The 12,071-nt window shown below is 66.8% G+C and carries 12 protein-coding genes and 1 tRNA gene; 7 read left to right on the top strand and 6 right to left on the bottom strand.

Annotated elements, in window-relative coordinates; translation table 11 throughout:
- Positions 1-144: 144 nt before the first annotated feature.
- Together ABD116_RS16990 and ABD116_RS16985 are read right to left on the bottom strand one after the other, a co-directional pair.
- Positions 145-606: a hypothetical protein gene (locus ABD116_RS16990; protein ID WP_343970354.1), complete on the bottom strand. Its 462-nt coding sequence runs from the start codon at positions 604-606 to the stop codon at positions 145-147.
- Complete coding sequence (locus ABD116_RS16985) at positions 606-1,586, bottom strand: saccharopine dehydrogenase family protein (RefSeq protein ID WP_343970351.1); 981 nt, start codon at positions 1,584-1,586, stop codon at positions 606-608. Before ABD116_RS16985 ends, ABD116_RS16990 begins: the two co-directional genes overlap by 1 nt.
- 78 nt (positions 1,587-1,664) lie before the next feature.
- Here ABD116_RS16985 and ABD116_RS16980 point away from each other — a divergent pair, with 78 nt between their 5' ends.
- From ABD116_RS16980 to ABD116_RS16970, 3 genes are all read left to right on the top strand, one after another.
- The gene (locus ABD116_RS16980) at positions 1,665-2,237 is read left to right on the top strand and encodes a TetR/AcrR family transcriptional regulator (protein ID WP_343970349.1); all 573 of its coding nucleotides are present in this window, start codon (positions 1,665-1,667) and stop codon (positions 2,235-2,237) included.
- Positions 2,238-2,401: 164 nt separating this feature from the next.
- Complete coding sequence (locus tag ABD116_RS16975; protein WP_343970346.1) at positions 2,402-3,565, top strand: aminoglycoside phosphotransferase/kinase family protein; 1,164 nt, start codon at positions 2,402-2,404, stop codon at positions 3,563-3,565.
- Between the two features lie 95 nt (positions 3,566-3,660).
- Positions 3,661-4,566 carry a hypothetical protein gene (locus ABD116_RS16970; protein WP_343970343.1) on the top strand — a complete coding sequence of 302 codons (906 nt, stop codon included), beginning with the start codon at positions 3,661-3,663 and terminating at the stop codon, positions 4,564-4,566.
- Between the two features lie 41 nt (positions 4,567-4,607).
- On the opposite strand, the gene ABD116_RS16965 is transcribed toward ABD116_RS16970, so the two are convergent.
- The 3 genes from ABD116_RS16965 to ABD116_RS16955 form a co-directional block, all read right to left on the bottom strand.
- Entirely contained in the window at positions 4,608-5,297 is a 690-nt protein-coding gene (locus ABD116_RS16965) for a hypothetical protein (RefSeq protein WP_343970340.1), read from the bottom strand.
- A 71-nt stretch (positions 5,298-5,368) separates the two neighbouring features.
- A complete protein-coding gene (locus ABD116_RS16960) occupies positions 5,369-6,349 on the bottom strand; it encodes a serine hydrolase domain-containing protein (RefSeq protein ID WP_343970337.1) in 981 nt (326 codons plus the stop codon).
- 64 nt (positions 6,350-6,413) lie between these two features.
- On the bottom strand, positions 6,414-6,704 hold the full coding sequence (locus ABD116_RS16955; protein WP_343970335.1) for a hypothetical protein: 291 nt from the start codon (positions 6,702-6,704) through the stop codon (positions 6,414-6,416).
- Positions 6,705-6,883: 179 nt separating this feature from the next.
- On the opposite strand from ABD116_RS16955, the gene ABD116_RS16950 reads away from it, so the two are divergent.
- Positions 6,884-9,679: a helix-turn-helix transcriptional regulator gene (locus ABD116_RS16950; protein WP_343970331.1), complete on the top strand. Its 2,796-nt coding sequence runs from the start codon at positions 6,884-6,886 to the stop codon at positions 9,677-9,679.
- 259 nt (positions 9,680-9,938) lie between these two features.
- Here ABD116_RS16950 and ABD116_RS16945 read toward each other — a convergent pair.
- A tRNA-Lys gene (locus ABD116_RS16945) sits at positions 9,939-10,011 on the bottom strand.
- A gap of 214 nt (positions 10,012-10,225) precedes the next feature.
- Here ABD116_RS16945 and ABD116_RS16940 point away from each other — a divergent pair.
- The 3 genes from ABD116_RS16940 to ABD116_RS16930 are packed head-to-tail and all read left to right on the top strand — an operon-like array spanning position 10,226 to position 11,867.
- Positions 10,226-10,648, top strand: coding sequence for a DoxX family protein (locus ABD116_RS16940; RefSeq protein ID WP_343970328.1), 423 nt, complete (start codon positions 10,226-10,228; stop codon positions 10,646-10,648).
- Between the two features lie 50 nt (positions 10,649-10,698).
- Positions 10,699-11,208, top strand: a complete 510-nt coding sequence (locus ABD116_RS16935) for a sigma-70 family RNA polymerase sigma factor (RefSeq protein ID WP_164600137.1) — start codon at positions 10,699-10,701, stop codon at positions 11,206-11,208.
- The gene (locus ABD116_RS16930; RefSeq protein WP_343970325.1) at positions 11,205-11,867 is read left to right on the top strand and encodes an anti-sigma factor family protein; all 663 of its coding nucleotides are present in this window, start codon (positions 11,205-11,207) and stop codon (positions 11,865-11,867) included. The genes ABD116_RS16935 and ABD116_RS16930 overlap by 4 nt, the downstream gene beginning before the upstream one ends.
- Positions 11,868-12,071: the final 204 nt, after the last annotated feature.

The following is a 12,071-nucleotide window of genomic DNA, read 5'->3' as shown; positions in this document are numbered from 1 at the left end:
CAGACTCTCGCCCCCACCCTCACCCCCCGCCCCAGACCCCGGCACATCCGCCAACAAGTGCCGCCCGTCACCCTCGCGCTCCGCCATTAGGCAGTCGTAGCACAGCAGAACAGACACTCGGTACTAACGCGCGGAACCCACCCGCTACCGCCACCGTGGCTTGTCGATAACCACAGGCACTCCGGCATCCGCAATCAGCGCCTCCACCGCTGTCGCCGCCGGTGCGTCATCCTTCAACCGGACACTCACCCCCGAGAGATCCTCGGTCGGCCCAGTCGATTCCAGGATCGCCCGGTGATCCGTCATCAACCGCCGGGCGATCGGCATCAACTCGCCCAGCGAGAAGGCAGCCTGCTCGAACGTCACCGGCACCGGCTGTTCGGCCGCCAGCCGGTGCAACTCGGCCGGAGCCTCGCCCTTCCAGTAGATCATCAGGTCCTCGCGATCACGGTGACTCCGAACGCAGCCGGCGGTGTCGCCGAAGTGGGCTCTGATCCACTCGCCCAGCAACCGGCTTGAGGTCTGGGCCGGGGTCGGCGGCGGCGTGATCCAGCCGTCCGGGAGCGGTTCCTCCGGGGTCTTGCCGCCGCGCTCCTCGTCCGCCATCAAACAGTCGTAGCAGATTCCAGTTCGGTGAAATAGGCGCCGACCTGTGCGAGGCGGGTTGTGGCGTAGGTCGGGTCGATCAGGGACTCGGGGGTGTGGATGCCTGGCTGGGGTGGGGCGCCGCGGAGGCCTAGTAGGTGTTCGACGCCCAGGGCTATGCCTAGGGCGGTCAGGGGGCGTTGGCCGGATTGGTTGATGAGGGAGTGGGTGGTGCGCATCGGCGTACCGGCTGGGTCTGTTCCTTCGAGAGCTATGCGTACTTCGGTGAGCGGCTGGCCGGGCTCGGTGCTGACGGCGAAGTCGAGTTGGACGTTGGCGGCGCCGGTGGCGAAGGCGAGGCCGGGGATGTCGAGGCCGGAGACCGTTTGGGCGGGGATCGTGGTGCCGTCGGCGCGCTGGATCTCGACCGGGGGAGCGTCGGCCAGCCAGGTGAAGACGCCGTCGCGGCGTACGAGTCCAGCCGAGCTGGCTGTTGCCCAGCGCTCCAGATCGGCCAGTGCTGCGGGGCCTCCGATGTCCTGCTCGTCCTGGATCGCGCCGATGTGGATGCTGTCCACCTGCCCGAACCGCCCAGCCGCCTGGAGGGTTGCGAGCGCGACGGTGCCGGCGAAGAAGTGGCTGGCGAGCATGACCGCGGACGTGTTCGGGCGATGGGCCACGGCGGCGACTTCCGGGGCGATCTCCATCGGCCCGCTGGAGATGCTGAAGTACGGGATCGCGTTGTCCTGGGCGTACCGCAGACCGTCGAACCGATCGTCACGCAGCAACGCGACCACCGCCGAGTGCTCGGTCGCGAACTCCAGGTTGTGCAGGTCGACGGTGACGGCGGTCGCATTGCCGAGCTCGTCGGCGACGCGTTGGGCGCGGCCGAGATCGCGACCGGCGATCGTCAATGCCAGGCCGGGGTGCCATCGCCGGAGCAGTCTGGCCGTTCCGGATCCTGCCTGACCTGAGCCGCCGAGGATGAGTACCGGTTTCATCTGTTGCCTCCACTCGTAGCTACATTTTGTAACCTACACTTTGTAGCTTAGAGTGGAGGCCGGAAGCAAGGAGGGCCTGTGAACACGCGGTTGACCAAGACGGCCAGGCGGGAGCAACTGCTCGAGGTGGCGCTCGGGCTGGTCCGCACGCGCGGCGTCGACGGGCTGACCCTGGTCACCCTCGCGGAGGCCGCCGGCGTCAGCCGGCCGATCGTCTACGACCACTTCGGCACCCGCGCGGGTCTGCTGCTGGCCCTCTACCGCGACCTCGACGAACGCCACCGCCTGGCTCTCGAAGACGCGATCCGCGACGCCCCCGCCACGATCGACGCGATCGCTTCCGTCATCAGTGCCTCGTACTTCGCCTGCACCCTGGACCTCCCCGAATTCGCCCCACTCTCGGCGGCGCTGAAGGGCAACCCGGAGCTCGAGCCGACCCAGCACGAACTGCTCGCCGCCTACACCACCACGATGGCCAAGGCGCTCACCCCGTACTCCGTACTACCTCCCGCAGCCCTCCAGCTCCGCTGCACCGCCCTCCTCGGCGCCGCGGAAGCCCTGGCCACCGAGCTGACCCACCACCGGGCGACCGCCGGCGAAGCGACCACCGCCCTGACCGACCTGATCATCGGGCAGTTCACGACCCGCTGACAGCCGTTGACCCGGCCGGATCGGTTCGGATAGCGTCTCGGGGAGCGTGGTTGGGGCCGCGTCGAGACTCGCCGGAAGGCTGGAAGCCACCCCGTTCTCCACTCATCGGCCAGGGCATCGTGCTCCTTGTGGCCCGTGCGAGTCCGGGCGCGAGAGGACACGCTGTGAGATTTCTGCCTGACAAGCCGAGCCTGGGGTTCCTGCGCAAAGAGGCGAAAGACCTCTTGGCCGCGCTCCGCGAATCGAGTCCGGGGGCGTCGCTCGCCGACGCTCAGCGGGCGCTCGCCGCGGAGTACGGGATGCGGGACTGGGCCGAACTGAAGTCCGAGGCCGAGCGCCGGGCGGCCGCAGTACCAGTTGCTCCTGCAGGTCTTGCGGAGGCGCTCGCCACCGCCTTCGGCCTGGGGACTGTCGCCGGGGCGCCGTCGCCGGTGTCGTTCACGCCGATGGGCCGCTGCTGGTCCATCACCACCGACCGCGGCCGCTGGCTGGCGGTCACCGTCTACGACTGGATCACCGCCTCGCAAGCCGAGATAGGTTCGCGCCTCCGTGATGCCGCCGTCGCCGTGGGAGTCTCCGCGCCGACGCCGGTACGCAGCCCAGGCGGCTCTTTGATCGAGCCGGTGCAAGGCCAGAACTGGCGAGTCCACGAGTGGCTCGAAGTCGGCCCGACACCAGTACTCCCGACGCCGTCAGCGGTCGCGCGCCAGGTCGGTACGACGTACGGGCTCCTGCACTCGCTCGCCATCCCGAGCGAGTCCCCGATGAGCTGGTACCTGACCACCCGCAAGTCCACCGCCGACTGGTCGGGTTTGCTCGACCGAGCCCGCGCCGCGCAAAAACCCTGGGCCGACCTACTGGCCGAATCCCTTCCATCATTAGCAGATCTCAACCGCATCGAACTCGACGCCGACCCCGCCGACTTCATCCTCTGCAACAGCAACCTCATCCCCGAACACGTCCGCATCGGCCACCACGACGAACTCATCGTCACCGAATGGGACTTCGCCGGCTCCCTGACCCCTGCTCTGGAAATCGGCGCCGCCCTAGGCCAATGGACCCTCCGCCCCACCTTCAACGAAAAGGCGGCAATCGCCTTCCGGGACGGCTACCTCGACGCCGCCGGCACCTGGCCGAAACTAAGCCTCTCCTCCTTCGCGGTAGCAGCCAGCGGCTGGCTCAACTGGACCTACAACTGCATCTGCGAATCCATCAACCCCACCGACGCCGACCAAGCCGACACCACCGAACGCGGCACCCTGGACCTCCTGACCCACCCGATGACCCGGGCCGGCCTGGAGGAACTGCTCGCGGTCACCGACGCATAGGCAAGCTTCTTGTCCCTTTAGGGAATCAGGCATCCAGTACTTCCATCGCAGCGTCATGGTGAGTACTGAACGCCGATTCTTCTGGGGGAACTGTGATGAAGAAACTCCTACCGACCCTGCTGGGAGCCGTTGCGCTGACGGCCGTCGCGTCGCTACCGAGCGGCGCGACGACCACCGGTACCACCGAAGCGTGCGAGTTGAGGTCCGGGGCGATCACGTCGACCGGCGCCGTGCGCGTGCAGAACCATGTCGCGACGACGCCGCCCGGGCTCGACGTCAACCGGCTCGAGTCGAACAAACTCTTTGCGGGGAAGAACGTCCGGCTCGCGTCGATGAACTACGACGGTGACTACGAGGACGGCTCGGGCCGCTTCGGCTACCTGGTCTTCGGCAACGACATGATGCAGATCAAGTACTACGCGGATCTCGACGGCAACCCCAACAGCTCCTACATCGGCAAGGTCGGCAGCGGCTGGGCGAAGTACCGGATCTTCGAAAGCTCGGACCTTTGGCTGGGCAGCTACCGGCGTACGACGCAGTACGCCATCCACAACGACGGCACGCTCGCGCGCTGGTCCGTGGACAACAAACAGGTCTGGCACAAAACCGGCACCGCAAAGGGCTACGCCAGCTTCAAATCACTGGCCCTGATCAGCCAGACGAAGACCTACGACACCTTCCTGGCCAACACGACCAACGGCCGCCTCTACACCATCCACATCCCCACCACCCCAGCTTTGAAGCCGGTCCTCAAAATAGTCCGCAACTCCAGTTGGCAAACCTTCGAATCCCTCCAAGCCACCCGCTGCGGCAACACCGGCGTAGTCCTGCTCGCCATCGACAAGAACACCAAGTCCGGCTACCTGTACGCCGTAGGCCACGCCAACGGCCCCAAAACGGTCATCAAGAACCTAGGCAAGGTCAAGTCGACCTTCCCCGACGCCGTCCTCTTCACCTGGGGCCTGCCAACCCAGTTCAACCCGCCACCGTACGGCGAATAACAGCCCGGCCCCGGGGTCGATCAACCGGCCCGGGGCCGGCCTCAGCCGGCCGGGACCCAGAGCGCGGCGAGCTCGTCAGGGGAGGTCACTCTGGTCGCCATCGTCTGGTCGACGTACTGGCGATCGGTGAGGTGCAGCTTCTTCACCTGCGCCCTCGTCGCGGTCTCGATCGCTTCGAGCAGCGGGATCATCCGGAACTTCCACCGCCCGCCCTCACGCCAGAAGGTGAGGGCGAACGGGTTCGTCTGGCCGTCCATCCGCACCGTCACGCTCGCGGTGTCGACCGAGAGGTTCACGTCGGCGACGGTCATCCGTCCGATCGCGCTGGTGTTGAGCTCACCCCGCCGGACGCCATCGGCTGCCAGCTCGGTCGCCGACCACCGCCGGATGTCGTCGGCCGACACGCTGGCCCGCAGGCTGAGCACCGCCACCTGATCGCTGACCCGGGCCCGCCGCAGATACGGCTCCTTCGCCGTCAAGGCCAGCTTCTTGAGCGCCGCGTAGTACGCGATCGTATCGGCGGTCAACATCGACGCAGCAGTCTTGCCGTCCTTGGCCAGCAAGGCCTTCTGGTAGGTAGTGAACGCCTGCCTCACAGCAGCCTTGTCCACGGCCGGATCAACTCCCGAAACGGTACTCCGCGGCAGAGGTACGGGGTCAGCCTTCTTCTCCGCACATCCGACCAGCGCAAGGCACAGCATCCCGCCCACAACCACCTGCCGCATATTCACCCGGCTCAAGCTAGACCATCATCTGGTCCCTCGACCTAGCCGTCACCATCTGGCGATAACGCGCCTGACCCTCAGGAGTTGAGGACACGGGCGATCGGCCAGGCCCCCGGCGAGGTATTCGACAGCACCGTCCTGGTCGTCCCCGTCCGCGGATCATGCGCCGACTTGAACGAAACGCCCGCATCGGATCCGACCAGCATCACGGTGTCGGTCCTCTCGTCCAGCCAGAACCCGAGCCCGTACCGCCTGCCTTGCTCAGGCAGATCCACCCGCGGCCGCACAACCTCGTCAACCGCGCCCACGATCGCCCCCGCAAACAACGCCCGCCAAAACTTGGAAATATCCTCCGCCGTGCTGTGGATCCCGCCGTCCCCCGACGCCATCACCGGCAAATGAAACACATTCGACCGATCCACCCCCTCGATCGGCAAATACCCCACAGCCGCATCCCCCGGCAGCTCATCCCCCCTGAGAAAATCCGTCCTCGCCATCCCCGCCGGCCCTAGCACCCGCTCCCTGACCAACTCGTGATACCCCACCCCAGCGGCCCGCTCCGCCAGCAACGCCAACACCACAAACCCACCATTGCAGTAGGAGAACCGCTCCCCGGCCTTGAACTTGGCCGGATGCCCCTCCAACAACGGCAAAAACGCCTCAGTCGTCGTCAACTCGTGCGCCGCACCGACAAAGTAGTCCGTGATCTCCCCGCCGGCCTCTTCATCCAGATAGTCCCCGATACCCGACGTATGCGTCAGCAGATGCTCAACCGTCACGTCATCCGCAATCAACGGCAGATCCCCACCCAGCAACGACCGAGCGGTAGTCCCCAGCCCCAACACCCCCTCCCGCACCAACGAAACCACCGCCAGAGCAGTGAACCCCTTACTCCCACTAGCAATCCCAAACCGGGTATCCACAGTGTTGGCAACCTGATAGGCCCGGTTAGCCAACCCATAAGCCTTGGCGAACTCGATCTCACCGCCCCGATCAACCCACACAACCCCCGAAAACCCGGTCTCCCCAGCGACCTCGTCGATCTCCGCCTCCACCATTCCCGCAGGCTAACCCAGCCTCCACCCGCCCCAAACTCTTTATCGGCGCCAAGTACTGGCAACGTCAGGCTTTGGACTTCAGGCGTTGGCCTGGCTTGTCATCACGGCGTCGTGCAGCCACGGTGTATCCCGCTACGGTGATCGCGATTCCGCCAAGTGTTCCGGCGCCGAGTTGTGTCAGGTCCGGTTCGGTTTCGCCGGCCGTGGGAACGAGCTCCGGTTCGGTGAAGGCGGAGCTGCCGCCGGGGTCGGGTTTGTTGATGGCGTGTGCCGGTGCCGTGATGGTCAACGGGAAGCCGGCGATTCCGACGGTTGCTGCGATGACGCCGATTCTGCTGATGGTCTTGATGGCCATTGGAGTCCACTCCTTCGTTGGTCGGACATGCCAATGACTGTTCGGGATAAGGAGTGCCGCCGACATCGGGCACTTGCGCACACCTCTGCCGTCGTTCTCCTTATACCGCTGCAGCCTGGACCGGCTGTGCCTTAGCGGCGGTCTATGGCCACCCGGTGATGACGGGCGCATGATGAGGTATGACCGGCTTGCTGGTCGGGCGCGAGACCGAGGCCGCGGTTCTGCGAGAACTGATTGCGGGTCTGCCCGAGCGCTCGGCGGCTGTGGTGGTTCGAGGTGAGGCGGGTATCGGCAAGACGGTGCTCGTCCGATCCGTTCTCGACGAGTACTCCGCCAGCGGACTGCGAATCCTTCGCGGCGCTTGCGCTCCGATGTCCGGTGCGACCGCTTACAGCGGCCTCGGCGCAACGGTGACGGCGGCCCTGAGCCGATCCGCAGATCGTACCGAGTTCCCGTCGGCCGCGGCGGCCCGGGCATGGTCCATTCAGACCCTGACAGGCGTACTCGACAGCGATTCCGCCGAAGGCACCATCCTGCTGGTCGACGACGTCCACTGGGCGGATTGGTCGACGCTCGACTTCCTCGCTCACCTGACGCGCAACCTGCCCGATCGACGGTTGCTGGTCGTGCTGACCTGGCGCGACGAAACCGCCCATCCCGACCGCTCGACCTGGCTCGGCGAACTGCTTCGTACTCCGTCCGTCGTCGACCTGCCGCTACGCCGGCTGACCGAGCAGGAGACGGCGTACCAACTGCTCGAACTCCAGCCGGACTGTACGGCGGAGACCGTGGCTACCGTTTATCGGCGCAGCGCAGGCAACCCGTATTTGAGTGCGGAACTAGTACGCGGCGACCTGGCCGTACCGACATCGCTGCGCCAACTCCTGCTCGCACGCCTGCGGCGCCTCTCACCAGCATCCCGCCTGGTCGTCGCGGCCACTGGTACGTTCGCTCGCGCTCTCGATGACGACGAGCTGCTGGCGGCCGCAAACGGTGCCGCCGACGCCGTACGAGAGGCCTGCGACTCCACACTCGTGATCCGGGATCCGGCGACCGGCTCTACAGCGCGACACCCGGTGATCGCCGAGGTCGCCTACGACCAGTTGCTTTCTGCGGAACGCCGCGAACTACATGCGCGACTGGCGAAGCACCTGGCGGGCCGCGGTCAGAGCGATGGCACCGCAACGGAGTTCGCCGAGATCGCTGAGCAGTACGACCGCGCCGGCGAGCGTGATGCGGCCTTCAACTGGGCGCTTGCCGCGGCCAGAGCCGCCGAGAAAGAGTGCGCGTTTGCCGAGGCCGGCCACTGGTACTCCGTCGCCTTGTCGCTCTGGCAGCCGTCGGACCTGGCGGATGACCGTACGCCGCAGCGCCTGGTGCTCGCCGAGCGAGCGGCCTCACTGCTGAGTGGCACCGGCCGGCATGCTGAAGCTCTCGCGCTCCTCGAGTCGACGATCACTGAGTCCGATCGCGGAGTGGGCATGCTTGAGGCTTTGCTGATGCGGGGCAGGCTGCGCTCCCTGGTCGACGACCTTGCCGGCGCGATGGTGGACGTTGAACGTGCATTGCGTCTGGCACCGGCCGGGGACGACCGAAAGCTTGGCCGGGTCTGCGTCTCGCGCGCGGAGGTGCTGAGCTTGTATTCCCGCTCGGTCGAGCAGGCCGAGGCAGCCCGAGCAGCGTTGCAGTACGCGACCCGGGCCGGCGACACCCGAACGGTCGGCCAGGCGTTGAGAGAGTTGGGCGCGGTCGCTGCCGACGAGGACCGGCTCGACCAGGCACTCGAACAGACGCTTGCTGCTCTCCAGATCGCGCGCGACCTCGAGGAGCCGGAGGATCTGGCTATGGCGGCAATGACGCTGACCTACGTGCACGGATTGCGCGGTGACTCCGGCCATGCGGTAGAGACGGTGGACGCCATCCAGGCCGAGCTACGGCGCCTGATGGTCAACGAGCATTGGGCCGAGGGCATCCTCGAGAGCAACGCGGTGAGTGAGCTCTATGTCCTCGGCCGGTGGGACGAAGCACTGGCCAGGGATGACAGGGGCCGGCCGCCGTCCGGTCCGGCGTTCAAGGACATCGACTTCGCACGGATCAACCTGGCGCGAGGGAATCTGCAGAAGGCCGTCGAACTGCTGCGCGGACAAGAGTTGCTCGCGGTCGACGACCAGCCCATGATGAAACGCGATTTCGCAGCTGTCATGACCGAGCTACGTCTCCTTCAGCAGCGTCCGCACGAGGCCCTGGCCTTTGCGCTCGACGCCGCCGAAATCAGCGGCGCTACCGTCGACGAGTTGGTGTCCGGCCACCTGCTGCGGATCGGTCTGGAAGCAGCGGTCGCGGCCCAGTCGGCCGATGGCTTCGATCGACTCGTGAAACTCCTCCCGCGCGCCGTAACCGGGGTCGAGGCCGCAGCCTTGTCCGCAGTCGTCGAAGGCGAACGATCTCGGATCCGCGGCACACCCGACCCAACCCCCTGGCTCACCGCCGCCCACGAATGGGCCTCACTCGGCCGCCCGTACTGGGAGGCACAAGCCCGGCTGCGAGCAGCCGGCGCCCTGCTGGCCCAGCGCAAGCAACCCGGCGCACGACAACAAGCGACCACCGAACTCGAAGCAGCCCACCAAATCGCCGAACACCTCGGCGCCGCACCCCTGCTAAGCCAGATTCAGTCCCTGGCGAAGACCGCCAGACTCCACCTCGGCGACTCCGCAACCGAACGCCCCACGCCCACTACTGCCCCAGACCCACAACTAACCGACCGCGAACGCCAGGTCCTGACCCTGCTCACAGCCGGCCACACAAACCGCGAGATCGGCGCCCTCCTCTACATGAGCCCCAAAACCGCCAGCGTCCACGTAACCCACATCCTCGAAAAACTCTCCGTGAAAACCCGAGTCCAAGCCGCCACCAAAGCAACCCACCTAGGCCTCACGGATCCTCCACCCAACCCACTTGACGACGGCGAGATCTAGTCGGCGTCACAGCCTGAGTCACGCGAGCGCGGGTGGGCAGGGACAACACACCTGCTCGGCCCATCCGGGGCATGTACGGCGCACATCGGCTGCCCGGAACCGCTCAGGCAGTTGGCCTGCGCGGCGTGCCCGGCGTATGTCTTCAACGAAGCGGCTCACGGTTCCAACATTCCCACGGAGGTCCCGGGCCGGCCCAGTGCGGATCCACCGGGCTAGCCCACGACGGAGGAGCCGCGCGGGGGCGGCCGTCGTACGGAGGTAGGCCCCGTCGGACTCGAACCGACAACCCGCGGATTAAAAGTCCGCTGCTCTGCCAATTGAGCTAGAGGCCCTGGGTGTTGGGGACAGTCTGTCAGGTGTGGGGGGTGGATCGCGAATGGGTTGGGGTAGACCAGCGCGTCTGGTGGTTTCGGAGGGTAGTTAAAAGATCACGAGCGGTTGAACCGGATGGGGTGGTGGGCCGTTCTGGGGGTGAGGGCATCCCCCTGGGCCTGACCAAGCCAGTGGGGGTGCGTGGACCCGTCCGTTCACCGTGAGGAGCAAGTGATGAGTGTGCTGGAGCGCTGGCAGGACCAGGTACTGGCTGTTTTCCGGATCGTTGTGGGGTTCTTGTTCGCTACCCATGGGGTGGCGTCGATGTTCGGGATCTTGGGGAGCAAGCAGGTGGAGGCGTTGGCCTGGCCGGGGTGGTGGGCCGCGGCGATCCAGGTTGTGGCGGGGGCGCTGGTGATGGTGGGGCTGGGGACCCGGTACGCCGCCTTGTTGTGCTCTGGTTCGATGGCCTACGCGTACTTCACCGTGCACCAGCCTGGTGGGCTGTTCCCGGTGGAGAACGGTGGCGAGAAGCCGGCGTTGTTCTGCTTCGCGTTCCTGCTGATCGCGTTCTTCGGCTCCGGTGTCTGGGCACTGGAGCAGCTGCCGGTGTTCAAGCAGCAGGAGGCGCGGCAGCTGGCAGCTGCGACTGAGTGACCCCGGGAAGGCCGGACGATGAGCCGCACGACGACTGGACGGGAGCGCCGATGGCCGACGACCGCGCGGCGCTGCTGCGGGAGCTGCACGATGTGCACGCGCCCTCGTTGTGGCGGTTCGTCGTCCGGCTGACCGGGGACGACCGGTTCGCCGAGGATGTCGTTCAGGAGACCCTGCTGCGGGCGTGGCGGCGGCCGCAGATCCTGACCGAGGACGAGGCGGGTGCCCGGGCGTGGCTGTTCACCGTGGCGCGCAATCTCGTCATCGACGACCGGCGCAGCGCCCGGGTCACCCGGGAGGTGGCCAGCGACGACCTGCCGGAGAGACCCAGTGCCGACCACGCGAACGCAGTACTGGACGCGTGGCTGGTGTCGGACTCGCTGGCCCAGCTGTCGGACGACCATCGGCAGGTGATCGTGCGCGCGTACTACGGCCGGCGCACGGTCACCGACATCGCCAAGGAACTCGACATACCGGCCGGAACCGTGAAGTCGCGGCTGCACTACGGGCTGCGGGCGCTGAAGCTGGCGCTGCAGGAAAGGGGGGTGACGAAGGAATGAGCGACCCGTACCGGGAGTGGGACGCGGCGTACCTGCTCGGGGCGTTGTCGGCGAAGGACCGTCGGGACTACGAGGGACACCTGGCGGACTGCGAGGAGTGTTCGGCGGCGATCAAGGCGCTGGCCGGCGTACCGGGGACTCTGGCGGTACTGCCGGACGACCGGGCGCTGGCCACGCTCACCGCTCCGCCGCCGAACCTGTTGCCGGGCCTGGTGCGCAGTGTGCAACGGGAGCGGCGGCGCAAGCGGTACAGGCTGGCTGCGGTGGTGGCTGCGACGGCTGCCACCGCGGCTGTGGCCGGCGTGGTGTTCCAGGGGACGCTCAACCGCAACGAGCCCACCAGCGACACCGTGGTGCTCGCGCAGACGGTCGCCAGCAAGCTCACCGCCGACGCGCGGCTGGTGGACGAGCCGTGGGGGACCACGATCGAGATAAGCTGCCGGTACGACGAGCTGGCGACCCCGAGCGAGCGCGCCCGCGGGTACGAGCTCTACGTCACCGACAACACCGGCAAGGCGACCCTACTGGCGAGCTGGACAGCTGCACCCGGTACGACGGTGAAGCCGGCCACCACGACCAAGCTGCGCCGCGACCAGATCAAGGGACTCGACATCCGCGGCGCCGAGTCCGGCCGGGTGCTGCTGGCGGTCAGTTTCTGAACTTGTTGCCGCCAGCCACCCGGTAGTTGATTGATGACGGTTCGAAAGGGCACCTGTGAGCTAGGAGCGACTGGTCGCTCGAGAGATTGGTCATTCCAGGCCCCGGCGTTCAGAGGCGTGCGCCGGGGCTGCCGACCTGCCCGGGCGAAGAAACCGATCTCCTGCAGGAATCTCGGCGAAACCTGTAACACCACGACCGTGACG

It is taken from the genome of Kribbella koreensis (genome assembly GCF_039525325.1).
Taxonomy (GTDB): domain Bacteria; phylum Actinomycetota; class Actinomycetes; order Propionibacteriales; family Kribbellaceae; genus Kribbella; species Kribbella koreensis.
This window is presented reverse-complemented; position numbering and strand designations above follow the sequence as displayed.